General features: G+C 65.6%; 23 protein-coding genes and 1 pseudogene. 5 read left to right on the top strand and 19 right to left on the bottom strand.

Annotated features, from left to right (window positions below; translation table 11 throughout):
- Positions 1 to 271: 271 nt before the first annotated feature.
- From IPG65_RS16360 to IPG65_RS16340, 5 genes are all read left to right on the top strand, one after another.
- Positions 272 to 1,102, top strand: coding sequence for a ParA family protein (locus IPG65_RS16360; RefSeq protein WP_293191849.1), 831 nt, complete (start codon positions 272 to 274; stop codon positions 1,100 to 1,102).
- On the top strand, positions 1,086 to 2,069 hold the full coding sequence (locus IPG65_RS16355; RefSeq protein WP_293191846.1) for a ParB/RepB/Spo0J family partition protein: 984 nt from the start codon (positions 1,086 to 1,088) through the stop codon (positions 2,067 to 2,069). Before IPG65_RS16360 ends, IPG65_RS16355 begins: the two co-directional genes overlap by 17 nt.
- Positions 2,070 to 2,215: 146 nt before the next feature.
- Positions 2,216 to 2,461, top strand: a complete 246-nt coding sequence (locus IPG65_RS16350) for a YlcI/YnfO family protein (RefSeq protein WP_293191843.1) — start codon at positions 2,216 to 2,218, stop codon at positions 2,459 to 2,461.
- A 316-nt stretch (positions 2,462 to 2,777) separates the two neighbouring features.
- Positions 2,778 to 3,371, top strand: coding sequence for a hypothetical protein (locus IPG65_RS16345; protein ID WP_293191841.1), 594 nt, complete (start codon positions 2,778 to 2,780; stop codon positions 3,369 to 3,371).
- Positions 3,368 to 4,333 carry a relaxase/mobilization nuclease domain-containing protein gene (locus tag IPG65_RS16340; RefSeq protein WP_293191839.1) on the top strand — a complete coding sequence of 322 codons (966 nt, stop codon included), beginning with the start codon at positions 3,368 to 3,370 and terminating at the stop codon, positions 4,331 to 4,333. Before IPG65_RS16345 ends, IPG65_RS16340 begins: the two co-directional genes overlap by 4 nt.
- A gap of 113 nt (positions 4,334 to 4,446) precedes the next feature.
- Here IPG65_RS16340 and IPG65_RS16335 read toward each other — a convergent pair whose 3' ends face one another.
- The 19 genes and pseudogenes from IPG65_RS16335 to IPG65_RS16245 form a co-directional block, all read right to left on the bottom strand.
- Complete coding sequence (locus IPG65_RS16335) at positions 4,447 to 5,775, bottom strand: restriction endonuclease (protein ID WP_293191837.1); 1,329 nt, start codon at positions 5,773 to 5,775, stop codon at positions 4,447 to 4,449.
- 4 nt (positions 5,776 to 5,779) lie between these two features.
- Entirely contained in the window at positions 5,780 to 7,714 is a 1,935-nt protein-coding gene (locus IPG65_RS16330; RefSeq protein ID WP_293191835.1) for an AAA family ATPase, read from the bottom strand.
- Between the two features lie 237 nt (positions 7,715 to 7,951).
- A complete protein-coding gene (locus tag IPG65_RS16325; protein ID WP_293191832.1) occupies positions 7,952 to 10,513 on the bottom strand; it encodes a DEAD/DEAH box helicase family protein in 2,562 nt (853 codons plus the stop codon).
- Positions 10,506 to 12,113 (bottom strand): Eco57I restriction-modification methylase domain-containing protein, encoded by a 1,608-nt coding sequence (locus IPG65_RS16320; RefSeq protein ID WP_293191830.1) that lies wholly within the window; start codon positions 12,111 to 12,113, stop codon positions 10,506 to 10,508. Before IPG65_RS16320 ends, IPG65_RS16325 begins: the two co-directional genes overlap by 8 nt.
- Positions 12,110 to 12,757: an SAM-dependent DNA methyltransferase gene (locus IPG65_RS16315; RefSeq protein WP_293191827.1), complete on the bottom strand. Its 648-nt coding sequence runs from the start codon at positions 12,755 to 12,757 to the stop codon at positions 12,110 to 12,112. The genes IPG65_RS16320 and IPG65_RS16315 overlap by 4 nt, the downstream gene beginning before the upstream one ends.
- Complete coding sequence (locus IPG65_RS16310) at positions 12,754 to 13,155, bottom strand: type II toxin-antitoxin system RelE/ParE family toxin (protein ID WP_293191825.1); 402 nt, start codon at positions 13,153 to 13,155, stop codon at positions 12,754 to 12,756. Before IPG65_RS16310 ends, IPG65_RS16315 begins: the two co-directional genes overlap by 4 nt.
- Positions 13,148 to 13,495 (bottom strand): type II toxin-antitoxin system Phd/YefM family antitoxin, encoded by a 348-nt coding sequence (locus IPG65_RS16305; RefSeq protein WP_293191822.1) that lies wholly within the window; start codon positions 13,493 to 13,495, stop codon positions 13,148 to 13,150. The genes IPG65_RS16310 and IPG65_RS16305 overlap by 8 nt, the downstream gene beginning before the upstream one ends.
- 264 nt (positions 13,496 to 13,759) lie before the next feature.
- Positions 13,760 to 14,662 carry a nucleotidyl transferase AbiEii/AbiGii toxin family protein gene (locus IPG65_RS16300; protein ID WP_293191820.1) on the bottom strand — a complete coding sequence of 301 codons (903 nt, stop codon included), beginning with the start codon at positions 14,660 to 14,662 and terminating at the stop codon, positions 13,760 to 13,762.
- Positions 14,659 to 15,267: a type IV toxin-antitoxin system AbiEi family antitoxin domain-containing protein gene (locus IPG65_RS16295; RefSeq protein ID WP_293191818.1), complete on the bottom strand. Its 609-nt coding sequence runs from the start codon at positions 15,265 to 15,267 to the stop codon at positions 14,659 to 14,661. The genes IPG65_RS16300 and IPG65_RS16295 overlap by 4 nt, the downstream gene beginning before the upstream one ends.
- A 46-nt stretch (positions 15,268 to 15,313) precedes the next feature.
- A complete protein-coding gene (locus IPG65_RS16290; protein WP_293191816.1) occupies positions 15,314 to 16,618 on the bottom strand; it encodes a DUF1173 domain-containing protein in 1,305 nt (434 codons plus the stop codon).
- Between the two features lie 10 nt (positions 16,619 to 16,628).
- On the bottom strand, positions 16,629 to 17,771 hold the full coding sequence (locus IPG65_RS16285; RefSeq protein WP_293191813.1) for an LPD7 domain-containing protein: 1,143 nt from the start codon (positions 17,769 to 17,771) through the stop codon (positions 16,629 to 16,631).
- A gap of 31 nt (positions 17,772 to 17,802) precedes the next feature.
- Complete coding sequence (locus tag IPG65_RS16280; protein ID WP_293191810.1) at positions 17,803 to 18,447, bottom strand: OmpA family protein; 645 nt, start codon at positions 18,445 to 18,447, stop codon at positions 17,803 to 17,805.
- Between the two features lie 18 nt (positions 18,448 to 18,465).
- A complete protein-coding gene (locus tag IPG65_RS16275; protein ID WP_293191807.1) occupies positions 18,466 to 19,548 on the bottom strand; it encodes a type IV secretory system conjugative DNA transfer family protein in 1,083 nt (360 codons plus the stop codon).
- A gap of 223 nt (positions 19,549 to 19,771) precedes the next feature.
- A pseudogene (locus IPG65_RS16270) lies at positions 19,772 to 20,098 on the bottom strand (type IV secretory system conjugative DNA transfer family protein); the annotation flags it as partial.
- 443 nt (positions 20,099 to 20,541) lie between these two features.
- Complete coding sequence (gene virB11, locus IPG65_RS16265; protein WP_293191804.1) at positions 20,542 to 21,627, bottom strand: P-type DNA transfer ATPase VirB11; 1,086 nt, start codon at positions 21,625 to 21,627, stop codon at positions 20,542 to 20,544.
- A complete protein-coding gene (gene virB10, locus IPG65_RS16260) occupies positions 21,624 to 23,069 on the bottom strand; it encodes a type IV secretion system protein VirB10 (protein ID WP_293191801.1) in 1,446 nt (481 codons plus the stop codon). The genes virB11 and virB10 overlap by 4 nt, the downstream gene beginning before the upstream one ends.
- A complete protein-coding gene (locus tag IPG65_RS16255; RefSeq protein ID WP_293191798.1) occupies positions 23,066 to 23,983 on the bottom strand; it encodes a TrbG/VirB9 family P-type conjugative transfer protein in 918 nt (305 codons plus the stop codon). The genes virB10 and IPG65_RS16255 overlap by 4 nt, the downstream gene beginning before the upstream one ends.
- Positions 23,980 to 24,753, bottom strand: a complete 774-nt coding sequence (locus IPG65_RS16250; protein ID WP_293191795.1) for a virB8 family protein — start codon at positions 24,751 to 24,753, stop codon at positions 23,980 to 23,982. Before IPG65_RS16250 ends, IPG65_RS16255 begins: the two co-directional genes overlap by 4 nt.
- 57 nt (positions 24,754 to 24,810) lie before the next feature.
- The gene (locus tag IPG65_RS16245; protein WP_293191792.1) at positions 24,811 to 25,515 is read right to left on the bottom strand and encodes a type IV secretion system protein; all 705 of its coding nucleotides are present in this window, start codon (positions 25,513 to 25,515) and stop codon (positions 24,811 to 24,813) included.
- Between the last annotated feature and the right edge of the window lie 7 nt (positions 25,516 to 25,522).

Raw genomic sequence — 25,522 nt, 5'->3', positions numbered from 1 at the left:
GAGATCGATGATTCTTCGCTGAGATTCATCGCTGCTGCAGCCCTGCAGTGGCCCGACCATGGGCCTGGCGCGTTCGCGTCGGTGCGTGTCTGCAACAAGCCGCGCGCTCGCCGGCCTCCACTTCGTTTCGGCCGGCTCGCGCGGCCCGGCGGCGGCCCATCGAGGGCCGGCAGCCGGGCTGACCTGGCACCACCTACTGCCAAGGCGCGCCCACCTGGCGGGCCGGTGCCCTGTGCCCGCATTCCCAAACGCATGGGCAGGAGGTATCCCGATGAAGACACTGGTGCTGTGCAATCAGAAGGGCGGTGTCGGCAAGAGCGCCGTCGCCACGCTGCTCGCCCACCACCTGGCACACCGTGGTCAGCGGGTGTTGGCCATCGACCTGGACCACCAGGGCAACTTCACCAAGCCGCTGCGCCTGTCCGGCCGCGCTGCGCCTGCGGCCTTCGGCGCCGATGCGCTGATGACCGGAACCGCGCCGGCAGTGCCGGCCCAGCCCTTCGTGCTGGTGCCAGGCGACCGGGCGCTGCTCGGGCTGGAGCGGCAGCCCGCCCAGCACACGCCGTTCGCTCGAAACTTCCGCAGTTTTCTCGCGGCTGTGGACGGCGCGTTCGACGTGTGCGTGGTCGACACCAACCCAAACCCCGACATCCGCGTGATCGCGGCGCTGGCCTCGGCTGACTTCGTACTCTCGCCGATCCAGCTGAACCAGGAGGCGATGGACGGCGTCAGCGGACTGCTCAACCACGAGCGGGTCGGCCTTCGCAAGATCAAGGCGGTTCTGAACTCGAAGCTCGTGCTGATCGGCTTGTTGCCGACGCTGGTCGAGCCGACACCGTTCCAGAAGGCGAACTTCCTGCAGGTCGTCCAGCAGTACCACCCGCTGATGATCCGCATTGGCGACGGGCCGGGCGACTTCGCCTCGATGCCGCGCCGTTCGTGCATCGCCGAGGCTCAGGCCGAGGGTGCCGTGCTGTGGGAGATGAAGAAGACGGCGGCACGTGATGCCTGGCGTGAGATCGAGCCGAGCCTGCAGCGTATTGGCGACATCGTGATGGCGCCCGCAAAGACCGCGGAGGCGAACCATGCCGCTGCAGCTTGACGACCTGGCGGCGCTCGACGCGCCGACCCTGGAGAACACAGGCCAGCCGCTGATGTTGCCCGTGGCATCGATCGACGAGGACCCGGAGCAACCGCGCCGTGAGTTCGAGGACAACCGTCTCGAAGACCTGGCCGAGACCATCCGAGCCCGAGGTGTGCGTCAGCCGATCTCAGTGCGGCCGAGCCTGCAGGCGCCGGGGCGCTGGATGCTCAACTTCGGCGCCCGCCGACTGCGCGCGTCGAAGATGGCTGGCATGGCAGAGATCCCGGCCTTCATCGACACCACGGCCGACAGCTACGACCAGGTGATCGAGAACGAGCAGCGCGAAGGCCTAAGGCCGCTCGAGCTGGCGCTCTTCGTCCAGAAGCGGATCGCGCTGGGCGACAACCAGGCCGAGATCGCCAAGCGGCTCGGCAAGAGCCGGCAGTGGGTAACCCTTGCCACGGCACTGATCGAGCCGCCGGACTGGCTGCTCCAGGCCTACCGAGAGGGCCGGTGCCGAGGAACCAACGAGCTCTACGACCTTCGGCGCCTGCATGGCGAGCATGGCGATGCGGTGGAGGCCTGGGCAGCTCAGCAACCCACGATCACCCGAGACCGGCTGGCAGAGTTTCGTACAACGCTGGAACGCCGCACGGCACTCGTGCCTGCGCCTGCGGGCACCGCCGCGCAGCCGACCGGCGCGGCCGACGACGCTCCAGGGGCAGATGCAGCCACGCAGGCGCCGCCGAGGGGCCATGCATCACCGGCTGACCCTCGCGGCGTCTCTACCCGCCCGGTATCCCCCGATGCTCCCATCAGGTCCGATCAACGCGTCCACGTGGAGTTCGAGGGTCATGACTACCAGCTGGTGGTGTCGGTGGTCCCCGACCACGCAGGCTGCATGTACGTGCGCCCGTTGACGGGCGGCCCCCGACGGCTAGCTCCCGTGGCCTCGCTGAAGCTGCTGGGGTTCGTCGGTGGGTGACGCGTGGGCGCCGATCTTGTCAATCGGATTGACAAGATCGGCATGGTCCGCCGTGTCGTTTCCTGGCTAGACCGTGTGGCGTAGCTGCGATACCTTGTAGCCATGAAGAGCGCCAGCATCCCATCCTTTCCTGTCGAACCGAGTTCTTGGCCGAGGTCGAATCGGTGCTCGGCGACGGCGAGAGCCTGTCGGAGTTCGTCGAGGCTGCGGTGCGCGCCGCCGTCGAGCGTCGGCGAGTGCAGGCCGACTTCATTGCCCGTGGCCTGCGCTCGCGAGACGAGGCCAAGCGCAGGGGTGACTACGTCGATGCCGATGTGGTCGTCGCCGGTCTGCAGAGCAAGCTGGACGACGCGCGATCCCGCCTGTCGAAGCCGCTCAAAACGCGCGAGTGACCCTCGGCCGGCATTGATGCGGCAGCCTGGCCCGCGCCGAGTTGTCAATCCGATTGACAACGTCGACCGGGCGCCCGCCGCCTGTCTTCATCCCCGGGTCTCGCGGCCGGCTCGAATGCCTGGTCTCGCTTCGCCTTTCGACTTGTCAATCCGATTGACACGGGGCCCTCGCTTCGCCCGGCCCGCGATGATTCTGGCTTCGGAATCATCGGCACTGAAGCCTCTATCCGAGCCAATACTGAATGCGTAGGTGAGTGCAGAGATAGGCGCGGTGGCGCCGTTGTCTGACACGCACGGCATGTCAGGAGGCTCGGGTATGGCACCCTCGTCACGTGATCGACTCAGCGTCGATCTGCATGGTCTGAAAGCCGCGCTGTTCGAGCGCGCCCGGCTGGCTGGTACGTCGCCCTCGGGTTGGGTCCGGGCGACGCTTGCAGTGGCTCTGGGGGGCCCTGCTGGGCCGATCGACGGCGCACCTCCTCCGCAGCTCGAAGCCCGCGCTGCGGGCCGCGTGCGGCTCACGCTGCGGATGGCCCGCGACGATGCTTCAGCGGTGTTGGCTGCAGCTCGTTTGGCAGGCCAAGCTCCGGGCGACTTCGTCGCCGACCTGTTGACCGGGCAGCCCGCTCCCATGCCGGCCAGCGACCGCGCCGAAGCTGTCAGAGCGCTGATCGCGTCCTGTGCCGAGCTGGCCACCTTCAGCCGCAACCTGAGCCACCTGGTCTTGCTGCTTCGGCAAGGTGCCTTCAGGCCGGCCGAGGAGTACAGGCCGATGCTGGCCACGCTGGGCACGGACGTGCGCGAGCACCTGGACTACTTCACTCGGGCGATGGCGGAACTGCAGCCACGTCGGGGAAGTGGCATGCATCAGCACCGCACCGGCACCACGCGCACGGGAGCACTGCCATGACGCAGGGTCAGAACATCGACGGTGTCCTGCTGCAGTGGGGAGACAGGCTCTTCTATCCGGGCAACCGGATCGTGCACACCCGCCCGCAACCCAAGCTCAGCGCGCTCGCCGCGAGGCAGCGGGCCGCCGCTTTGCGCGAGCGCATCGAGGCGACCGTGGTGCGCCGGGCGCCCCAGGTGATGGTGAAGGTCACGGGCGGTGGGCGCGGCATGAAGGCCATCGCCGCGCACTTCCGCTACATCAGCAAGAACGGCCGCCTGGACATCGAAGACGACCGCGGCGATACCTCGCGCGGCAAGGCAGTACTTCAGGGACTGGCTGACGACTGGCGCTATGGAGGCACCTTCATCAACGACATTGGCGACCGGCGCGAGGCCTACAACATCATGCTGTCCATGCCGAGGGGTACCGATCCCCTGGCGGTACAGCGTGCGGCGCGCGAGTTCGCCATGGTCGAGCTGGCGGATCACAAGTACGTGATGGTGCTGCACGACCACCAGGCCAACCCGCACGTGCACATCAGCGTGCGGGCCGAATCACGGCACGGCAAGCGCCTCAATCCGCGCAAGGCGGACCTGCACCGGTGGCGCGAGACCTTCGCCGAGAAGCTGCGCGATCAGGGCATCGAAGCCGAAGCGACTCGTCAGGCGACGCGCGGGCGCGATAGGAACTACGACACCCTGTGGCGGCTGAAGGCTCGGCAGGATGGCCGCCTGAGAGCCACGCGCCCGGGGTCCAAGGCAAGTGCGGCGGCGCAGGCGACGCGAGCCCAGGCCGTCGAAGCCTGGATGCATGTGGGCAGGGCGCTGGCTACGTCCGGGGATCCGGCGGACCGAATATTGGCTGGCGCCATCGCGGCGTTCATCAAGGAGATGCCGATCAGTCAGGCAGCTGCTCCGCAACGGGTTGCGCCTGAACGGGCGTCAACACCCAAGCCGATCGACATCGGCCCCCAACGGTGAGATACCGACAGCACAAACTCACGCACCCTTCCTGCGAACATGCCACAGTGGCGATCGGATGCCACCGCAGACTCAGCATCACGCAGGGCCTCAGCTGGGCTAAGGATGTCCGGTCACGCGGCCTTCGCGTCAGTGAAGTGGGCGGCTTCACGGGCGGAGCCCGATGCTGCTGCCGACCACAGGGGAACGAGCTTTATGGTGATCGCGACGGTTCCCAGCGGACCTGCAGCCTGGAGCTTGAACACGGGAGGTTGCGTGAAGTCGTCGGTGCCGACCGGCTGCGGGTAAGCCAGCTCAAGCGAAGTGCACCCGTAGCGCGCCGCGTAGGCCAGCAGTTGGTAAACATCAGCTTCATCCACGCCGAAATCCGAAGCGTGAGGGTCCAACCGTTTCCACTTCGCATCGACTACACGGTCTATGTCGGCGGCAGCGCCGTCGAGGCCGACGTGCCAGACCGTGATGTCTGGCTTCAACAGGAACGCATCGGCCTGGTCGTGAGTTGCCAGGTGCAGGGGCGGCCCCTGGGTATGCACGATGCGGTCGATCCCCGCACTGGCTTCCTCCAGCCTGGCAGCGTGGGCCTCGAAGAGCTTGTTCATGTCGAACAGCAACCCTGGCGCCTGCGATGCCCCGGCGCTCAATGCCGGGCTGGCCATGGCCAGCAGCCACTCGCACCAAGTCAGCAAGGGGCCGTAGCGGTGTGTCGTGCGGTCGCGCGGTAAGCGTGCCACATCGGCCGCCGACATTCTCAAGGCCGAAATGCTGGCGTACCGGGCATGGGTCTCGAACCACATGCGCTGGGTGCTGGCTCTGCTGACCCACGTGCGGCACGCTTCCAGCGTGGCACGGACGGCGCGGTTGTAGGCGTTGTCGGCAGTGAACTCGTCGTATTCGCAGTGCAGAAGGTGCGGTCGAGCGAGGTTGCACCGGACGTGTCCGTGGGCCTGGAAGCGCCCCTTGATGACGGGAAGGTCGTCCGCATGGGTCACATAGCGGCTCAGCAGCCCGTGCCTGGCTTGGTCGCGCGCGCAATGCAGGAAGGCCTCGATGAAGATGTCCAGCAGAGGCGCGTGCACGGCCTGCTGCGGTACCGAGCCGATCTTGGTGATGGCGACCTGCCGGGCACTGTGCAGCATGGCCAGTAGGGCACCGCGCGAGCGTTCCAGTTCATCGGGCGTTCGAGCGTCCGCCATGCCGACTTTGGGCAGCACCTCAACCACGCAGGTCGGCAAGCGAACAATGCCGCAGTGTTGCGCGAGCTTGATGCCGCCCGACAGCCGTTGGCAAAAACCCCTGCGTAGGTCGTTCAGTCGGAGAAGCGCCTGCGCTTCGGATTCCGAAAGCCACGGGTCGGCGTCCGCCACCATGCCCGGCGCCTGGTCACCATCGATGATGGGGATGACTTCATGCTCAAGGACGGTGACGGTGCGCAGGCCGCCCATCAAATCACCCGGCGTTCTGCATGGTGCCGGCACCTTCTGCTGGGGTATCGCCGGCGGAATCTGGCGGCGGCGCAACGATCGGCACCGCGCCGTACAGGCCCATGATGTCGGCCTCGCTCCAGGTGCTGGGCTCTCCTACCGAGAAGGTCGGCCGCGCCTCGGTCCCTACCGCCTGTTTTGCACCAGGAAACAGCTCTGATGGCGAGAGCGACCGGGATTTGAAGAACACGCTTTCCTTGCCGTTGCCAGTCAAGACGAGGCGCACCCTTTCCATGTCCTCGAAGAAGTATTCCTGGAGCAAAGGGATCACGCGCTGCGCAAGCACCTGTTGCAACTCGGCCAGCGACGTGATGCCCATGAAAACGGCATGGCCGATGGCGTGGTCGCGATCCAGCAGGTACTCAAGCCGGTCGTTCATACGCTGGAGCAACGCAGGTAGGTCGATGGTCCCCACCATCGCTGGCTCGATGTGCTTCGGCTCGGGTGGGCATTCCTGGAAGCGGAAGCGCCGCCGAAGAGCGATGTCCATCATCGCAATGGATCGGTCGGCCGTATTCATCGTGGCCACCAGGTTCAGATTGTCGGGCACGCCAAAGCGTGCCGACAGGCCTGGCAGCGTGACCCAGGCACCTGCGTCGTTGGCCTTGCTTCCGGCAATCACACGCTTGGTGGGCTCGATCAGCGTGATCAGCTCGCCAAAGACCTTGGCCACGTTGGCGCGGTTGATCTCGTCTATGAACAGGGTGAACTGCTGTGTCGGGTTGGCATGGGCCCTTTCACAGAGTGTGAGGAACGGACCCTTCTGAAAGACAACCGCCACGCCCGAGCCATCCTTGCCGGCCACCGGCCGCAGGCCGCCGATAAAGTCCTCGTAGGCGTAGCTGGGATGGAACGCCACGAACTCGAAATCCTCGCCCCTGTCGAAGGCCGCCTTCATGCGGGCCTGCATCTCATAGGTCTTGCCGGTGCCGGGCGGACCGTACAGGATCAGGTTGTCGGCCAGGCGCAGCGTCGGCTTGGCGTTGGTTGCGGCTTCAACGTCGTACTCCGGGTCTGGCTCGTGCGCGGACAGCGGGGCAGCACTGGTCGACTCGCCATCGCCACCGGCAGCTTTGTCCCAGACTTTGCCCGGGTGGATGCCCTGTTGCTTGATGAGCGTGCCGACTGGCAACTCGTAGTAGTCCACCGAACCGGGGTGCTGTACCTCCAGGCGCCTGCGCAGGTCTAGCAGGACGGTGTCCATGGCCGGGCGACTTTCGCCCAGCGCTGGAGTCCAAATCTTGTGCGCCCGCGCCACCTGGTACTTGTTGCCCTGGCTGAAGATGCGTTCAAAAGCATCGGGGAACAGCACATGGCAAAGCGTGTGGTAAAGCTGCCGCCCCTTGCCCGCGGGGACGCTGTCCAGCCACAAGGCGAAGCCCTGAGCGTCGTTCAACAATGCCTCGCGCTCGCTGCGTGGCTTGGCAACGAAGGCGGCGAACGCCTCCACGGCGAAGACGATTTCCATCCACAAGTACTGGTTGTAGCCGGGGCCAGCACTGCCCAAGCCCGACAACACCGGCGTTGCCAAGAACGGCGAGGTTGAAGGAAACGGCGCTGCCGGCTTCATGTTCCAGATCCGTTCCAGGGTCTTCGCCTTCGTCGGCGCACGCAGGTTGGTGGGGCCAAGCTGCACGATCCAGAACACCTCTGCCATCAGCGCCACGTCCAGCGCCTGGCAGGTGGCCAACTGGCTGGCCAGCTTGTCGTAGAAACCACCGTCGCCAACGTCAGGCTGCTTGACGTAGTTGTCGATCAGGGCCTGAAAGTGCTCGGCCGTCCACAGGGTCTGGCCGTCCAGGAATAGCGACTCTTGGCTCAGCAGGCAGCGTTGCTTGAACTTGTCGGCCGCGTCGAAGACCTGAGCGGAGTTAGGGAAGTGCGGGTTGAATCGGCTCATGTCGGCTTCCGTGGAGAAAGTTCAGGTGTCCTTGACCTACCGCTGCTGGCGCGTTGGGGCCTAGGTGGCCAAGGGGACGATCATTTCCTTGCTGATGGGAAGGCGGCAGACGGAACGAGCCAGGCTGACCATCGTGACAAATCAAGTGAACGAAGCGGCTGGTCAGCGGGTGCATAGCGTCGCTGATGCTGCGGCGGGCGATTTCGGCGATCTATCCCCCCGAGGCTTGGCCGTAGTTCAGACGTATGGCGCGGGGTCTGCTTCCTTCGCCACGACCGTGTCGTAGAGCCCGTAGTGCGTCAGACCAACATGACTCTCAATCCCCGTGTACCGCAGCGATGCATCCTCATAGCGCCTGAAGGCGAATACAGCCTGGTTCATTTGCTCGGTGTTGAACACCTTAAGTCGAACCAGCAGATGAAAGTCCTGCACTGTCAGGCCGGTCACCGTCAGGAACAGATCCGATTCCAGCTTCGTGATGACGTCCTGCAGTGTGTTCTCGCGGAAGTCCGTGAGGTACATAAAGGCAGGGATTCGTGTCGCAAACTTGATCAGCTTCTCTTGTATCAGCTTGCGCTTTGACTTGTATTCCTTCTCCGCGTCTGAAAGCTGCTTCTTCTCCTTGGCCGTCAGGTTCTTCTCCTTGGCCTTGTTCTTGAGTTCCTTGACCTTTTCGCTCTTGTTGATGACGGTTTCGATGACGTTGTCCCCCAAGGTGCGCCAGCCTTCGATCTGCTCTATGGCGGCCATGGCCTCGGGGTTGTTGAGAATGCGTTGGAGGGTTCCGTTGTCCACGTTCACCAAGAGGGCGCTCTCCCACTTGCGTGCTAAGAGCGTCGCCGAAGTGCCCGCCATGGCGATGTCCAGAATGCCGCCCGCGTCCACCTGCGTCATGTTCGCGCCGTCGTAAGCGAGGACTGGCAAGAATGCGACCAGATCCTTGACTGCGGCTTCCGGATTAGCTTCGTTCGGGGACAACCCAATGCCGTATTCGCAAAGCTGGCGTAGTGCCCGTGTGGGTGCGAAGTCAAACACAAAGCACACAGGCTTGAGGATCTCCTCCTCGTTCGGGTTGTCGCCGTTGGGGTTCTTGATAGACCAAGGTGATTGCACTCGGAACGCCGCCTGGAAGTAGGTCTCTGGCGATTTCAAGTTGCGCAGCATCAGGATCGACGACCATTGCGCGACAGTGATACCTGTCGTCAGCTTGCCGCACGACAGTGTGATGGTCTGGCTATCAAACCCACTGCCAATGGCCTTGCGCACAGGCGGCAGCGCTGCCAGCCCAAGGCCTGCAGCGGTGCCGGCAGCCACGAGGACCTTGTAGCCGTGCCAGAACGTGTTTTGCTTCTCGGACAGCAGATTGGCCATCGCGTAACACGCAGCCACGCTGGGCAAGAACCAGAACGAATGTTGCAGGTACGGCAACAGGCGTACATCCGAATACGGGAAGGGCGGCCGTGTGCCAGCCTTCAGCAACTCAGCGGACTGCGCTGTGTGCCCGCCGCGGATGATGTCCAACCATTTCTGCACGTCATTCTTGTGCTTGAAAGTTGCGCCGGCACCAGACCCTGCGGCTTCGAAGAATGCATTGAGATCGAACTCATCGAACTCGCCGCCGCTGGCCACTGCCAGAAGTTCATCAGGCATCTGGTAGGTCAACAGCCGCATCTGTGGCAATGCGCCGTAGGGGTTGCGCTCACCCGGGTGATCAGCGGGGTACGCAGCCTTGGCCCGCTGCTCATCCGTGTAGGTCCAGTTGAAGATCTGCTCTTCAATGAACTCACCTGTCGCGAGAGCTTTGAATGGCGTACCAGAGAGGTACAAGTATGCCCGCGTCGTGATGGGCAAGAACTCTGTTTCCTTGACGGCCAGCATCGTCAGGTCTTCGTTGATTCCGTCCAAATCGCCGGCGTATTCGAGCTTGGTCTCCTTCTTGGCTACCGCGTCGTCTTCACCCTCGAACAGCTCTTTGGCGGTGTCGCGCCAGGCGCCGAAGTGGTATTCGTCGAACACTACCAAGTCCCAGTTCACCGTGTGCAGCCAAGTATTGCGGGGCTTGATATTGCCCATGGCGTCGCGGCCCAGCAAGTCTTGAAATGACCCGAAGTAGACGACGGGCTTGTCCTTGTCGATCTGCGTGGGGTCGCTGCCCGAGGATCTCGACAGGTACTGCCAGCCATCAAAGTCAACATGGCTCTCTAGATCGGTCTGCCAGGCGTCTTCAACAGCTGGCTTGAACGTCAACACCAGCACCCGCTTGGCCTGCAGCTTCTTGGCCAATTGGTAGGCGGTGAAGGTCTTTCCGAACCGCATCTTGGCGTTCCACAAGAATCGCGGTGCGGCATTGGCATCTTCGGCCCAAATTGACTGGTAATAGTCAAACGTCTTGCTCACCGCATCGGCCTGCTCTGCTCGCATGCCAAAGGTTTCGTTGTGCGTACCGCTGAAACGCTGACCCGTGCGAAGCTCGGCAAGCACGGTTCTGACGTCCTCGGTCGTACACCGCACCCACTCCAGTTCATGCTTTTCCAGCCCCTTCCTGATCAACGCCGCACGGACCTCGTGGTCGGAGAAGATCGAGCCATCTTCGCGCTCGGCCAACTCGTCGAGCACGATGGTGTAGTTCTTAATGGCCGCGGTCCTTAACTGCTCCGCGACCCGCTGAGCGACAACGCGCGTGGACTGACCAATCTTCAGCAAGCCTTGGTGCGCGGCGTCTGAAATGGCATAGGCGTAGATGCGGGGGCGGGCGACGGGTTTGGGAGCGAGGATGTCCTCGACACTTGGCTTAGTCATCTTCAGCTTCGTCCAGCACGCCGTCGTCGAAGAGCGTGGCCTCATGGTCAGCGACTTGCGACTCGATGAACGCGATTTCGTCCTTGGTTAGGCCATAGCGCCGGTACAGCTTCGCATCGGTCCATTCCCGATCGAGTGGCAGTTCCGGGATGAAACCGTAGACCCCTCGCGCAGCATCCTGGGTTGGCTTGCGGAGCGACACTAGAAACCGGGCGAAGCGGGTGCGCAGGCAACTGGCCAAGCTCTGCGCCTCAGCTTCTGAATCGAAGCCGCCCGCGACGATATAGCTTTCAGTGCAGGCAGTTCCTGGTTCAGCAATGATCGGTTTGCTGAGAAATTTCGTTTCGACTGCTGCGCTCGTTCCCTGAACTCGTGTCATCAAGACTTTCCATTTGTCAATCCATGGGGCGTTCGTTGGAACATCTGATCGCTCAATCCAAGTAACCTTCTGCGATCCGAACAGTTTGATCGGGTCCTTCAGGCCTTTAGGGCTTGGCCTACCGTGGAAGAACGTTCGCAGGCCGAAGGGTTTTTGGCTGGATACCCGGCCGCTCAGCGTCGGCTCGCTCTTTGCGCGTACCTTTTCCAGAATCGGGACCGCTTCATTGCGGCGGATCAGAACGTCGTAGCTGTCAAGATGTCGCGCCACCGCAGGCCCTGTGGGCTGGCCGTCCCAGATCGTCTGGACCGAGCAAGGTCCGTTGTGCTCTCGGTCCCACATGAAGTACGAAATGCCGCCCCGAATCTTCACGCCAGGGAAGCCCTCGTATAGCTTCGGGTAGTCAACGATGTTTCGCATTCGCTTGTCCGCTAGCATGCGCGCCCTATAGGCATCAAGACCTTTGCCCCCAGCCATCCAGCGCGAAGGCGTGACGAAGACGGCGTAGCGCGGCTCCAGGTTGAGTGCGTTTTCTACGAACAGCTGATAGATTGGCGCTGCACTCGCACCATGGCCACCATCGCTCAGCTGGTACGGCGGGTTGCCGATGATCACGTCGAACTGCATATCGTCTCCAAACAACTCGGCGATGCGAGTTTTGATGTTGTCCGTGTGAATGAAGGCGTAGGCATGAGTTTCCATGCCGGCGCCGCGGTCCAGCGTTGCCCGACTGGCACCGCAAAACGAGCACTTGTCTTGGACCCAGGAGTGCTCAGTGCGCTCAAACCAGACGTTTCCAGTTTCATTGGTGAATCGCTTCGCTACCGAGTGCGGTCCGTTGGCTCGCTTGGAGCAGTACAAGCTTCGCCGGGCCAGGAGGCTCGTTAGACGGGTAATCCCGATACCGAAGACTTGTTCCATCAAGACGTGATCCACTCGCTCTTGCAGATCCGGAATTTGCCCAGCCAATCCTTGGACGAGGCGACTGGTGATTTCGCGAAGAAAGACGCCCGACTTGGTGAACGGGTCGAGAAACTTCACGGATCGGTCTGACCAGAGATTGGCCCCACCGTGGTCGTCCGCCCATGCCTTCGCCAGCATGTCAAGCATGCGGTTGGCAAGTTCGGGCGGGGTGAATACCTCATCGTTCGACAGGTTCGCAATGCAGGTCAGAACATCGGGATTGCGCCCGCGGAGGGTGAAACTAACTTGCTCGCTCACGAAACCTCCATAGGGGTCTTGCCGTTTCCGTTGGCCGCGAGTTCGCGCACCGTCATGGGCGGGTAGGTCCTGATGGGTGTGAAGATCTCATGCTTGCCAAACAGTGAGCCCTCTGCGCTGAAGTTGGAGGACCCAGTGAGTACATCGAGGCGGAAGTCGCGACGCTGGTACTTGCCCTTTCCCAAATAGCCCCATTCGGCGAAGGCGATGGGCTCGCCAGCGCGCGAGCGCATGGTCAGCGCATCGCCGTGGAGAATGTTGCTGATCAGAACATTCGAGGCCGCCCGGTACAGATCGTCGCCCTCTCCAACACTCGTGTACTCGACAAAGATGTCCAAGGCATTTGCCCGACACTCCGCGACGTTGTCAGCCAACAGTTCGATGCCATAAATGCACATCAGACCGAGTAGTGCGTAGTGCTGTCGCTCGAATTCAGATCGACCGTATTTGAGTTCTACGGCTGCAAGCTTGCGCTGCAGGATGCGGCTGATGAAATTGCCACTGCCGCAGGCGGGCTCAAGAAACCGCGCATCAATGCGCTCAGTTTCGTCCTTCACAAGGTCCAGCATGGCTTCAACCATCCATGCGGGAGTGAAGACCTCGCCATGGTCGGCGACACGTTGTTTTGACTTGACGAGGTTCATTGTTTCGTTGCTGGCCAAAGGCGAGCGAAGTCGAACGAGAGTTGGCGGTGATGCCGAATGGACAGCAAGTACATGGAGGACTTGGCCTCTGTGGAAGCATCCACCACCGTGTAAAGCATCAAGTAGTCGCCATGCAGGTATTCACGAAGCGCATCCGGTGCGCCGGCCGGCAGCACAGCTAGTTGCGCCAGTGCCTCGGCCGACTGAGGCGGATTGGCGAGGTAGCGCCGACCGATGCGCGGGAAGCGCCGCAGGTTAGGGATGACAGCGGCGCGCAGCTCTGCCAGCAGGTCATCAAATGCAAGACCGGCGTCCGCCTCTACCAAGAACGCCTCGACGGCGTCCAGGCGCTCCAGGAAACTTGCGGTCAGCTCGACCCGGTATGACGTGTCAGCCACGCTTCTTGCTCGCAGGCTTGCCCTGGCCCGCCGTGCTGGCCGCCTTGGCGGCAGCCTTGCGGCGCTGCTGTAGCTGGCCGATGGCTTCGTCCGCCTCAAATGTGCGGCCGGCTGCGATGTCGGCGAGGCCGCGCTTGGCATCGTCGATAAGCAGCAGGTGGATGCGTTCCCGCTCCAGCCGGTGGTAGTAGTCCAGCCGTTCTGCGTCAATCAGTGCGACGTAGCTCTCACCGTTCTTGGTGATGATCTTTTCGGCGCCGGCCTTTGCTTGATCGGCCAGCTCGGACAGGTTCGCGCGTGCCTGGGTGAAGGGCACCACATCACTGGCTGAAAAGCCCATGGCCGGCTCCTAAAGGGGGTAGATGACAGAATCCTGTGCAGTCTACGCCATTGGGCGGATTTAGGAACTCTAGGTGGCCTGATGGCGAGGGGCGCGCGCAGGTAGGAAACCGCTCTGCCGCTGCTGACCGCTACATGCTGCGGGAGGTTCAATGTAGGGCTGCAGGTACCGGCTGCACCAAACCCGCAACGACACCCAAGGACGCCGGAGTCGGCTACTCCTAGAAAGCTAGTCGTTCCCGCAATCTATTGCGTGGCTAGTCACCTACTCCCACTCGCTCGCCGCAGGGTTCCACTTCGACTGGAAGCCACTGTTGAGGGTGCACGCGGCGATCGCCGGATTGAGGAACGCGGCGAGCGCGTCAACCAACTCCTCCAGGCTGGTCCGCTGCAGACCCGCCTTCGTCACGAATGCCCGCCACTGCTGGGCTTTGAGCGGGTTCGACGAGAACTCGGTGGTCAGCGCAGTGGGAGTTGACGTCGGCAGCGATGTGTTCCGCCTCGCAAACGTCGCGCGGATGGCGTCCACCAGCGTGCGACCTTCGAGTTCCGTTGTCCTGGCGATCACCGCGAGGTCGAAGAAGTCCTTCATGCGACTATTGTTCATCCCCAGCACGACCATCGCGTGCAGCTTCTCCGCGATGACCGTGTAGACGGGATACGCCCTCAGCGAAGGCGCTGCCAGGTCGTCGAGCAACGTGGGGTAGGTGACCGTCTCTGGCGCGGGCGTGATCGCGTCGCCAAATCCGATGTCCACCTGCACCGGCAGGCGCGCGCTGCCGATGAACGCCGGAATCGTCAGGCGCAGTCCGCCGTAGACGTTGTCTTCGCGGATCGGCGCGATCCGCATGCCCGCAGTTTCGTATCGGACGCCGTCGTCGGCGTCGATCGCGCAGATCGCGGTGAATGTGCTGCGCAGTGTGTCCGCGTCATCCGCGCCGAAGCCCAGCAGGTCGGCGTCTTTCGTTGGACGGTGCGGCGAGTCGAACCACAGTGCAAACAGCAGCGCGCCCTTCAGCACGAAGGTGCCGGCATGTGGGGACACTGAGAGCCGGTACAGCAGCCGCTCGATCGCGAAGCGCGAGAGCAGGAGGTTGTAGTTCTCGCCGGTGCTGCGCGATCGATTCAGAAGGCGTGCGAGCACCGAAGCCGACCGGTCTGCGCTCATCCGGTCATTGCCTCGAGGTACGGGCGCATCACGTTGGTCATCCGGTTGACCTTGGCGTAGCGCCACAGGTCGTCTATCGTCACCTTGCGCTGTCGCCACGCCTCGCGAAGGGCTTCGAGCGCCACGTCGAGGCCCACCTTGCTGCGCAGCTTGAAGCAGTCGGTGATGGTCTTGGCCAGGCTGTAGACGCGGACCGGTGCGCCGTCGAGCACGACGGTTTCGATGCCCTCGGTGAAAGCCTCGCCAGACAGGCGGGTGACGCGCAGGGCAACTTGGGCGCCTTTCGGTGCGTGCGTACCAGCCGGCAGCGCGATCCAGACCTCGAATGGAGCCTGCACACCGATGCCGTGGATCTCCAGGGCAGAGAGAAGGCACACCACGGCCTTGGGAGCCTGCCGTGTCACCTCGATCGCCGACTGGTGCGCGCTCGGTGATCCCTCGGCGCCGGTGTACAGCCCGCGGCCGACGCGGTGGACTTGGCCACGCGCAGCCATGCGCGAGACCGTGCGCGCAGGAATACCGTGCGCGGACAGCTCGCGCGCGGACACGGCGGGCTGCTTCGCGGCAAGGCGCAGCAGCTTGTCGGCATGGCTTTGGGCAGGCATGCCAGCATGGTAGCAAAGTGCACTACTTATTTGCAAGTAATGCATTCTATGGACGTTCAGCATGGGCCGGCTGGGGCGGGCGCTGTGCATGCGCGGGCCCCGTCGGCCTGGGCGATTGGGTGCACCTCTGCGGGAAGGGAGGTATCGGCTCACCGGTTCGACGCCACATCCACACCGCCGGGCCTGGGTCGCCAGTCGTGCGACCCGGAGTCGCTTCGTCGAGGCCTGCGGGAACGATGAACAGCATCGGCGCCAACCCTTCGCAGTCGGTGAGCACGGCGCTGGCGATCCCGTTATCCCGCCCGAGGTTGTAGTGCAGGCCTTTCACGAACGCGCGGTTCTCGCCGACGAGCCGGTCCAGGAGCTGCTTTTCGAACCCGTCCTCGACCGGCAGCCATTGCCGCGTCACCGGCATCAGGCTCAGCTCGTGGATCGCCGGAACGCCGGCACTGCTCACGCCGAAGGTGGCGATCATCACCATGTGGATGTCGTCGCTGGCACCCCACAGCGCCAGTTCGGGTTCGAAGCGACGGCCGAGCCGCCGGTAGAGCTGCTCGTCGATCGCGAAGGCCTGGTCGGGCATGTGCTTCACGATTGCCTTGAAGCCGTAGCGTGCCGGCACGATCTCCTTGACCTCGCCAATCAGCAGCATCAGGTGCTGCGCCTTCCCAGGAGCGGCCACTGCGTGCTGCCACTGAGCAAGCCGCCGGACGTTGATCGCGTCGCGCTCGTCGATGGAGAAGGGCTCCGGCACGTAGAGCCGGGCGCGCAGCGAGTCGCCGCGCGCGAGCTTGTGCTCCGCGGCTTGGAGTAGATGCCTTCGCACCGTAGCCCAGGTCCGCTTGCCCGCGAATCCCGGATGCCAGCGTGTCAGCTCGGCCTGGTCCCACAGGTAGTGCAGCAGGCCGCGCAACGAGAGCTTCGTGCCCGAGGAGGAGACGCTGTCACTCTCGCCGCCGGCCGGTGGCATCGTCGATCGTCCCGGCATCTTGGCCAGCGGGAAGTCCAGCTTCAGCGTCGTCTCGCCGGTGGCCGGGTCTTCGGTGATCGCGCTGCCCAGCACCTGCCCCAGGCCGGAGAACTCGGCTGGCGGTTCGTAGGACGGGCAGTCGGGCGCGTGATGGCTGCCCGTGTCGGGCATGCGCTTGACGATGTAGCCCCGATCCGAACCCGCGAGGCGGGCGACGTACATCTCCACGCCATCCACCAGGCACATGCAGCGAGGGCGCTGGTGCGAGGCATGGGCTTCGGCAATGGCATCTGCATACCCACGCGATCCGATCTCGAAACGCCGGCCGGCAATCTTGTAGATCGCGGATGGCGCCGTGATGCTATGGGTCGACGTGTCCACCGGCGTGGCCTCACCGCACGGGCGCCGGCGCGGCGCGTTCGCGCGAGCGCTGCATCTCGGGCGTGGGGACGACGACCGGGCGCTGCGACGGCGCCGCCTTGTCGTAGACCTTCACCTTGGGCACCTGGCCGTCGCGGATGCGCTGGGCCAGCTTCTCGGTCGCGGCGGCCATCACGGCCGCGCGCTGCTTCTCGGGCACCTTCTTGGCGACCAGCACCGCCTCGATGGCGGCCAGCACGGCCTTGCGGCCACCGCCGCCGCGGGCCGATGCCTTCTCGGCCGGCGCTGCAACTGCGCTGTTGCTCGCGTCCCGGGCCGGCTCGATGCGGTTGACCAGGCGCGCCTCGCGTTCGCGCTTCAGCACTTCCAGGTCGCCGGGGTTCGGCTCGTAGCCCAGGGTCTTCACGCCGCGCACCGAGGCTTCGAGCCAGACCATGCGCTTGAAGTCTTCGTTGCCCGACACGCGCAGCGCCTTCCAGTTGCGCGCTTCGGCCACGTCGACCATCGAGCGGGCGACCGACGGGCTGTTGGTGTCGGTGGCCAGGCGGAAGGTCGACTCGGTGAACGCCACCCGCGAGGTGTCGCCGCGGAAGCGGTACTCGGTGCGGCCGATGGTCACGTCACCCATCGTCACCGGAGCCCGCTTGATGATGTTGCGGTCCATCAGCGCGGCTTCGAGGCGTGCGACGAGCGCGGCGCGCTCGGCCTGGGCATCGATTTTCGCGATGGCCTGGGCATCAACTTGCTCTGGCTGCGCGGGCGTCGTGGCGGCCCCTGGCATCGGTACCACATTCGTGGCCTCGGGCACCTCGTCGCGCGCCGGCCCCGCGTCCAGGGGCCGCTCGGGCGCAGCCGGACGCTGTTGCCCGCGTTGCCATTCGCCATCGACCTTCTGGATCGACGTGCGCTTGCCGTCTTCGGCCACCGCGACGAAGCGCGTGCTGCCGAGTTGATCGGCCTTGGCCACCATCTCCGGGAGGGTGTTCGCGCGGTACGTGACCTCCGCGAAAGGATCGCGCATCTCGTAGCGCTCGCCGGTGCTGTCACTGGGCGTCTGGAATCGCTCGATGGCCACCGGGGCGCGATTGGCGGGCTCGACGGTGCCGCCCTGGGCTGGTGCTGCCTGGCGGACGGGGGAGTTGTCTGCATCCATGGCGACCTCGCGATGATGGGTGGGTGGAAGCTCAGGGCTGGGCGACGGCGGTGGCGCTCAGTGCGACGGGCAGCGCGCGGTACAGCTCGATCTCGACGCGGCGGTTCAGGCCGCGCCCGCCGGCGCTGGCGTTGTCAGCCACGTGGTCGCCGGCCGGCTGGTAGGTGGCGCGGATGCGCGCCGGGTCCACGCCCGCCGCCACCAGGTAGTCACGCACAGCAGCCGCCCGTTCCCGCGCAATGCGGCTCTCGGCCGGCGCGTCGCTGGTCCCATCGGTACGCCCGCGCAGCAGCACCAGCGGCGACGCCTTGGCCTCTTCCACCAGGGCAGCGGCGATGTCCGGCGGGATGGCGACGCGCGTGCTGCCGAGGTCGAACCGCACGGTGAAGACGCTGTTGGCCTTGACCTGCTGGGCGGTCGGCGCCTGCATGGCGGCCAGAAGCTGCTGGCGCGCCGCCAGGTTCGCCAGCGTGGCCGCGGTGGTCTCCGCGATGCGGCTGGACTCGGTGGCCAGGATGCGCGTGTTCTGGAGGTCGTTCTTGCAGACCTGCAGTTCGACGGCCATCTGGGAGTTGACGGGCCGCTTCTGCGACTCGTCCACTGTCGGTGGTTTCGGGGGCGAGCTGCAGGAAGCAAGGACGAGCAGCCAGGGGACGAATGGGGTGGCGTTGCGCACAGCAGTTCTCCCGTGTTCTCAAGGATTGATCTGGGCCTCTGACACGCTGGGTTCACCGCCTGGCGGCGCGTCGATGTCGGCGTCGAGTGCGGCCACGTCTAGCGTCATCACCGTCGCGTCGCTATCGGCGAGCAGGACGCCGTCCTCGTCGGCAACGGGCTCGATCGATCCGCCGATGCCCGGGATACCCGGCGCGCCCTTGTCGAAGAAGGTCAGCAATTCGTCGGCGACTTTGTCCGGTGGACCCTCGAACGAGTCCGGCAACAGCGTGTGGTCGTGGGCCAGCGCCTCCAGGCTCAAGGTCTGCCCGGCCGGCAGTTCGTCGTCGGCATAGCGCCAGCGTTGCTGGACCCGCGCCAGGTGGAGGTCCATGTCCATGAGCGGCACGTCCGGCGCTCTCAGCAGGCGCGAGGTGAAGGCCTTGTCGCGGTAGTAGCGGATCTTCTCGCCGAGGATCGGCTTGCAGTTCTCGAAGATCACCACCAGGCGCTCACTGCCCAGTTCCTTGAACTCCTGCGGCAGCAGCAGCGCGCGGCGCTGCTCGCTCTCGTTGCGGCTGACGGTGCTGTGCCCGTGGCCGCTGAAGGACCGGCTGCGCCCGCGCGACGTGGCGCGCTCGGTGAAGTGGCCGAGCATGGCGCTGTACTCGTCGGCGTCGCGCTGTTCGCGCGGCGCGTAGAGGATCTGCAGCCCGTGGTTGGTGGCGAAGGTGCGGGCTTCCTTGTCGCCATAGACGGCATCGAGCTGCGACATCGCCTGCACCACGGTCAGCAGGCGCAGGTTGTAGCCGGCCAGGAAGGCGGCAGCGTTGGTGATGACGCCGACACGGCCCATGGCCGTGAACTCGTCATTGACCAGCAGGCACTGCACCTTCAGCGTCGGTTCCTGCTCGGGCAGGGCCTGCGTGTTGAGGCTGACGAGCTGCGAGAAGAACAGGTTCAGCAGCGGGCGGGCGTTGGCCAGCCGGTTCGGCGGGATGCGCACATAGACCGACATGCGGCGGCGACGCACGTCGTCGAGCTTGAAGTCGTCGGCGCTGGTTGCCGCATCGACCACCGCGTCCGCAAAGATCGTCAGCGGCGCGTTGAAGGTGGCGACCACGCTGGACAGCGTGTTCTCCGAGTTCGACAGCAGGCGCTGCAGGGCGTCGGTGCACTCGTCCGACAGCGGGTTTGGATGAAGCTTCCTCGCGGCGCTGGGTGATCAGGCCGCTCAGGTGGTCCTTGAGCGACCGGCCCTTGCCCGAGGACTGGCGCAGCATCTCGCCGATGGTGCGGGGGAGTGAGGGGGTTTCGAGGAGGACGAGGCCCAGGCCCAGGAACAGGTTGCGCGCCTGGTCGTTGAAGAAGGCTTCCGACGAGGTGCCGCCGCCGTCGTTGGGGAAGAAGACCTGGCCGATGGTGAGCAGGTCGCCCACGCGGTGCAGCGGGCTGGAGCGCACGGCGGTCAGCGGGTTCCAGCGATGGCTGCGCGCGTCCTCGTCGAAGGGCGAGAAGGCATAGACCGCCTGGCCGTGCGCAGCGCGGTAGCCGGCCGTGATGTCGTAGTTCTCGCCCTTGATGTCGAGCACCACGACCGAGTCGGGCCAGTTCAGCAGGTTGGGGATGACGACACCCACGCCCTTGCCGCTGCGAGTCGGCGCGGACAGCATCACCGAGAGCTGACCCGGCAGCGACAGGAACTTGCCCCGGTGGCGGCCGATGAGGATGCCCGGCTGCCCGTCGCCGCCCGTGAGGCCCGCGCGATCAACCTCGGCCGGGCTGGCGAACCTGGCATCGCCATGCAGCGCCCGCCGCGGCCTTGCAGCAGCCACAAGGCCGGCCGGCAGCAGGATCAGCAGGCCGATCCCCGAGACGCCGATCGCGAGCTGCAGCTTCTTGCGCAGCCGGGCATCGCCGGCGTAGAGGCCCCAGTAGTGGACGATGCTGGCGAACTGCGCCTGCTTCGGGTTCGCCTTGTTCAGCACCAGGAACAGCACACCGGCCAGGTAGACCGCGGCACAGGCCAGCGCGGCGTAGCCGATGACGGCGAAGGCGCCCGCCGCGACCTTGCGACCCGTGGGCCAAGCGGCGAACGGCAGGGCTGCGACGCTGCTCACGCTGCCGCCGCCTGCTGATCCCAGCGCCCGAGCCGCTGGCGCCGGGGCTCGTAGAGGATCTCGGAGATGAAGCGCCCGCGCTCGTCGCGATCGAACTGCACGATCACGTCGACGACGACGCTCAGCAGCCACTTGATCTCGTCCATGCGCAGGCCGCCGCCGGCGCCGGTCTCGCGGATCATCAGCGACATCTGCTCGAAGGCGAGCGCGCAGCTGCCGGCATGGACGCTGGTGATGCTGCCCGGGTGGCCCGAGGCCGCGAGGCGCACGAAGTAGAAGCACTCGTCGCCGCGCACCTCGGCCAGGAAGATGCGGTCGGGCTTCATGCGCAGGCAGGCTTCGAGCAGCGACTTGGCCGTCACGCGGGCCGTGCCCTGCGCGTCCTTGCTGTAGAACAGGTGCACCACGTTCGGGTGGTTCGGCAGCGTCAGCTCGGCCGTGTCCTGGATCGTGATCAGCCGCTCGTGCTTCGGCACTTCCTCGACCAGGCCCTTCATGAAGGTGGTCTTGCCTGAGCCGGTCTTGCCGCTGACGACGATGGTCTGGTGCTTGCGCACCGCCAGGCGCAGGAACTCGGCATAGCGGCCGGCGTCCTTCAGCTCGACCAGTTCGCGCTCGAAGGGCAGCAGTTCCGCGTTCGGTGTGCGCGTCACCGTGGCCGTGCGCTCGAACAGGCCTTCGCGTTCGAAGTCGTCGAGCCGCTTGATCAGGTGCGACGGCTTGCGCACCGTGATCGACACCGTGCCGCGCGGCACGGCCGGCGGGATGACGAACTGGATGCGCTCGCCGCTGGGCAGCGTGGCCGACAGCAGCGGGCGCTCCTGGTTGACCTGCTGGTCGCAGAAGGTGGCCACGGCGGTGGCCAGCGACAGGCAGCGCTCCTGCGTCATCTCGGGCGCCGGTACGGTCTGCCAGCCGCGCACCGTCTCGACGAGCAGCTCGCCGGGCCGGTTGACGCAGACTTCCAGCACGCCGGGCGCATCGAGTTGGTCGCGCAGCGGGCGCAGGAACTCGACGACCGACGTGGCGTCGCCGCACCAGCCATCGCCCAGGTCCTCGTGTTCGCAGGCGTGCTGGTTCATGGCGTGCCCTCGCGAGCGGGCGCGACGGCCGTGGGCTTCAGTTCGTACACCGACGAGAAGTCCACGTCGCGCGCGACGTAGATGCCGACGATGCCGCCCTGGTTCTGGTAGATCAGCGGCGGGATGTTGATCGTGCTGTCCAGCACCTTCTCGGCCAGCTTGCTGGTGTTGGCCGTGGTGGATGGCAGCACGATGGTGTCGGCCTGCCGGTCGCTGGCCTGGTTCTGGATGACCAGCTTCACCGAGTCGTCGATCAGCGACAGCAGCATGGCCGCGCCGATGCGCTCGCCCCAGCGGTTGTCGACATAGCCGTCGATGCCGGATTCGCCGAGCTGGCCGGTGCCGGGCGAGTCGATGTCCACCGTGACGCCCAGCGGCGTGCGGATGCGGGTCCAGAGGACCGGGATACGCACGGTGCCTGGGCGTACGGAAGCGATGCGGTACTCGCCGTCCAGGTGCGAGCCACGCTCGATCAGCAGCACGCGGCCGTCGTCGCTGAAGACGTTGCGCTGCACCTGGCAGCCGACGAGGCCCGAGGTGGCGCTGATCACCTTGGTCTTGAGCGCACAGGTGAAGGCCGTGCCCTTGGGGAGCGTCAGGCTGCGGTTGCCTAGCATCGAGGCAGCCACCTTCGGTGTGGCGGAACCCTGGAGCTGGCCTCCGAACAGGCCACCTGCGGCAGCGGGCGCTGCCGCGGGAAGGGTGCCTGCCATCGGGGGCACACCAAGGAGGGCCCCCGATGGCATGGTTCCCGTCGCTTGGCCGGTGGCCATCGCGGCGGTCTTGGTTAGGCTCTCCAGCATGCCTTGCAACTGCCGCTGGTAGCCCTGCAGGTTGCGCGACGTTGCCGCGACCGGATCGTTGGGCTCGGCGGTTTCGGAGGCCGGCAATCCTTCGGCGGAAGGTGCTCCGGCATCCGCCCTTCTGGTAGAGGCACCCGGCGGCGGGAGGGCCCCTGGCCGGGTGGTGACCAGCAGGACGGGGGCATCCTCGGGTGGGACCACTTTCGGGCCACCCGATGCGGGTGCCCCCGATCCGGTGCGCCGCACCCCGATGGGCTCGGCCAGCTCGTCGGCGGTGGGCGTCAGGGCTGGGATGCGCGGTGCAGTCGCCACGGCGGCACTGGCAGTCGGCGGTGGCGGCATCTCCAGCCGGCGCGGTTCTGACGTGGCCGCGGTGGGCTTGTCCTTCACCAGCTTGGACTCCGCCTCGTCGGCCTTCTTGCCGCTCGCCGAGACGCGCTGGACCGTGTACGCGGCGACGGCCACCATGGAGCCGATCAGCAGGGCCACGGCCAGCAGCCCCTTCTTCGACATCGAGACGCGCTGCCGTGCTGCGACGTTGGGGATGCCGGGCTCGCCGGGTAGGGGCGAGATCGAGTTGCCATCTGCTGCTGCGTCCACGCCCAGACTGGGTTCGTGGTCACGAGGGTCCTGCGTCATGGTGTTGCTCCCTTGCGGACGCCGGGCTGCGCGTTGCCGCCTGCGGCATCGGCCTTGAGCACGCGCTGCACGCCGGGCACCGTGGTGCCGTCGCCGGGTGGCCGCCCGTCCAGGTCGAAGGCCTCGTTCCAGAGGCCGACGACGGCCGAGCCGGCGCGCAGCATCAACTTGCGGCTGACACGATCGACCACCAGCAGGTCGTCTTCCATGCGGGCGTTGACGAGCGTCTCGCTGCCGTCGCCCAGCACATGGAACACGGCCGGAACCTCGCGATTGCCGGGGAAGCGTAGATAGGTGAAGCGACCGTCGTCGTAGACCAGCGTCGGCACGATGTCCTGCGAGCCGGTGCCCTCGGCGATCGAGTACTGCGTGTTCATCACCTGGGGCTTGGCCTGCAGGCGCTCCGCGACGACCTGCTGCGGCGGCGGAGGCGGCGGCACCGCCGGCAGGGCGACGAGCGGCACGTCTTCGCGCATGGCGAGGCGCGGGTGCGCCGGGCGCGGAGGAGCCTTGACCACGAGCCGGTACACCGGTTGCTTCGGATCGCCATCGGCCAGGACCACGAAGCGGAAGGTGTGCGTGCGACGGTCGGTGACCACCGCCAGGTTGTTCGCGGCGCTGGCCGAGCTCTTGGCCTTGACGAAGAGGTTGCGCCCACCGGGCTGCGCGGCCACGCACCAGGCAGCGTCGGCTTTAGTGCAGTCGCCACCCAGGCCCGCCGCGACTTCGGTGATCGACTCGTCGGGGTCGAGCACCACGAGCGTCACGACGCCGCGCTTGACCGGCACGGTGACCACCGCGCGCGGGTCGTAGACCACCTCGCGCAAGCGCGGGTCGGCGGCATCGGGTGCGGCGGTCGCGATGCCGCACAGCGCCGTGCAAGCGAAGGCAGCCAGCCAGGCCAGCGGCTTCACGGCTTGGCTCCTGGGCCGGTGGTGTTGATCTCGGGATCGGATCGGTAGGCCGTCACGACGAAACCGAACGGGTTCTCGAGCCGGTCACGCTCCTTGGCCAGCACCTTGGGCTGGTACTGGAAGACGACGCTGGCGACGTGCCGCGTGGTGACCTCGGGCAGGTTGCGGTCCGTCAGCCGCACCACCTTGTCGTAGGTGACCGTGGCCTCGCCCTTGTTGCCGGCGCGCCCGGACGCGGCCAGCCGCACGCCGATGACGTTGATGCGCCAGTCCTCGGCGGCGCCGATCTTCTTCTGCAGGGCGCCGTCGCCTTCGAACTGGCGGTTGTAGTCGGCGAAGACCGCCGGCACCGCCATGCGCGCCACCTGGTCGAAGTCGCGCTGCAGGAACATCCAGCTGTAGCCCTCGCGGGCGCGCACGAAGTTGGCGAGGTTGTGCTTGTCGAGCGCCTCCATCGGCGGGATCGTCTCGACGGCCAGGCGCTGCTGGATGGTCGCCTCGCCGGTGACGCGGTCGACCACGATGGGGATCTCAACCACGCGGCGCAGCGGACCCTGCACGAACACCGCCGCGATGCCGATCAGGCCCAGCACCATGCCGGCGATAGCAACCCACCAGGCCCGGCGCTCCGAGCGTTCCAGCATCAGCGCACGGTCGACTTCCCACGCACGATTGGCGTCGATCGCGGTCGTCTCGGCTGCGGCCTTGCGGGGCTCGCGCGAGCGATCCGGCAATGCAGCGGCTCTTCCTGGCGTCAGGACGGCATTCATGGGGGACCTCCGTGGGGCCGCGCCGCGATTCCGGCGCAGCAGTTCAGGGATCGAGGATCAGGGCAGGTAGTCGGCCACCTTGCCCGTGCGCACGAGCATCTGGTACTGCCGCTCCCGCTCACGTGACCGCGCGATGCGCTCCTCGCTGTCGGCCATGCCCTGCAGCATCTGCACCTGCGACATCTCGTGCGCCAGCAGCGCGTTCTCGGCGCCGATGCGGGCCTGGATCTCCTGCACCGCCTTCTGGTCGGACGTGGCGTTGATCTGGCCCATCAGCGACTGGATCTGCGACAGGCGACCGGCCGCCGACTTCATCGCGTCCTGCAGCAGGCCCTTCTGCTGGTACGGCTGCGCCAGCGTGGCCTGGCAGCTGGTGCGGGCATCGCCGCTCAGGTCCATGCAGTTGTAGAGCATGCCGGCGTCGCGGAGTGCCTTCGCCGTGCCGTTCAGGCCCGAGTACCCCGACGTGTTGATCGCGTTGAGGTAGGTGTAGGCCTCGGCCGGCACGTAATTCTTCAGCATCGGGTTGTTGAACACGTTGCCGAGGTTGCGGATGCCGTTGATGCTGTTGAGCTGGTCCTGCAGCTGGGTGATCTGCTGGACCTGGTTGCTGATCTCGGTGACATCGTTCAGGACCTGCAGGATGGTCTGGATCAGGTTGGCGATGTCGATGACGGGGATGCCCTGCGCACGCGCACTCCCAGCACCAAGGCTGCCGGCAACGAGGACAGCGGCGGCAGCGGCCTTCAGACGAGTCTTCATCTCACGC

The organism is Ottowia sp. (assembly GCF_016703145.1).
Lineage (GTDB): Bacteria > Pseudomonadota > Gammaproteobacteria > Burkholderiales > Burkholderiaceae_C > Ottowia.
This window is presented reverse-complemented; position numbering and strand designations above follow the sequence as displayed.

Bases quoted from the DNA above. Each gene is read 5' to 3' on its own strand.
- IPG65_RS16315 (WP_293191827.1), bottom strand. From the start codon at position 12,757: ATGAACCTCGTCAAGTCAAAACAACGTGTCGCCGACCATGGCGAGGTC.
- IPG65_RS16300 (WP_293191820.1), bottom strand. From the start codon at position 14,662: ATGAGCGCAGACCGGTCGGCTTCGGTGCTCGCACGCCTTCTGAATCGA.
- IPG65_RS16335 (WP_293191837.1), bottom strand. From the start codon at position 5,775: ATGGGCGGCCTGCGCACCGTCACCGTCCTTGAGCATGAAGTCATCCCC.
- IPG65_RS16305 (WP_293191822.1), bottom strand. From the start codon at position 13,495: ATGGGCTTTTCAGCCAGTGATGTGGTGCCCTTCACCCAGGCACGCGCG.
- IPG65_RS16250 (WP_293191795.1), bottom strand. From the start codon at position 24,753: ATGAATGCCGTCCTGACGCCAGGAAGAGCCGCTGCATTGCCGGATCGC.
- IPG65_RS16355 (WP_293191846.1), top strand. From the start codon at position 1,086: ATGCCGCTGCAGCTTGACGACCTGGCGGCGCTCGACGCGCCGACCCTG.
- IPG65_RS16245 (WP_293191792.1), bottom strand. From the start codon at position 25,515: ATGAAGACTCGTCTGAAGGCCGCTGCCGCCGCTGTCCTCGTTGCCGGC.
- IPG65_RS16330 (WP_293191835.1), bottom strand. From the start codon at position 7,714: ATGAGCCGATTCAACCCGCACTTCCCTAACTCCGCTCAGGTCTTCGAC.
- IPG65_RS16295 (WP_293191818.1), bottom strand. From the start codon at position 15,267: ATGCCTGCCCAAAGCCATGCCGACAAGCTGCTGCGCCTTGCCGCGAAG.
- IPG65_RS16285 (WP_293191813.1), bottom strand. From the start codon at position 17,771: ATGGATGCAGACAACTCCCCCGTCCGCCAGGCAGCACCAGCCCAGGGC.
- virB10 (WP_293191801.1), bottom strand. From the start codon at position 23,069: ATGACGCAGGACCCTCGTGACCACGAACCCAGTCTGGGCGTGGACGCA.
- virB11 (WP_293191804.1), bottom strand. From the start codon at position 21,627: ATGAACCAGCACGCCTGCGAACACGAGGACCTGGGCGATGGCTGGTGC.
- IPG65_RS16345 (WP_293191841.1), top strand. From the start codon at position 2,778: ATGGCACCCTCGTCACGTGATCGACTCAGCGTCGATCTGCATGGTCTG.
- IPG65_RS16340 (WP_293191839.1), top strand. From the start codon at position 3,368: ATGACGCAGGGTCAGAACATCGACGGTGTCCTGCTGCAGTGGGGAGAC.
- IPG65_RS16325 (WP_293191832.1), bottom strand. From the start codon at position 10,513: ATGACTAAGCCAAGTGTCGAGGACATCCTCGCTCCCAAACCCGTCGCC.
- IPG65_RS16360 (WP_293191849.1), top strand. From the start codon at position 272: ATGAAGACACTGGTGCTGTGCAATCAGAAGGGCGGTGTCGGCAAGAGC.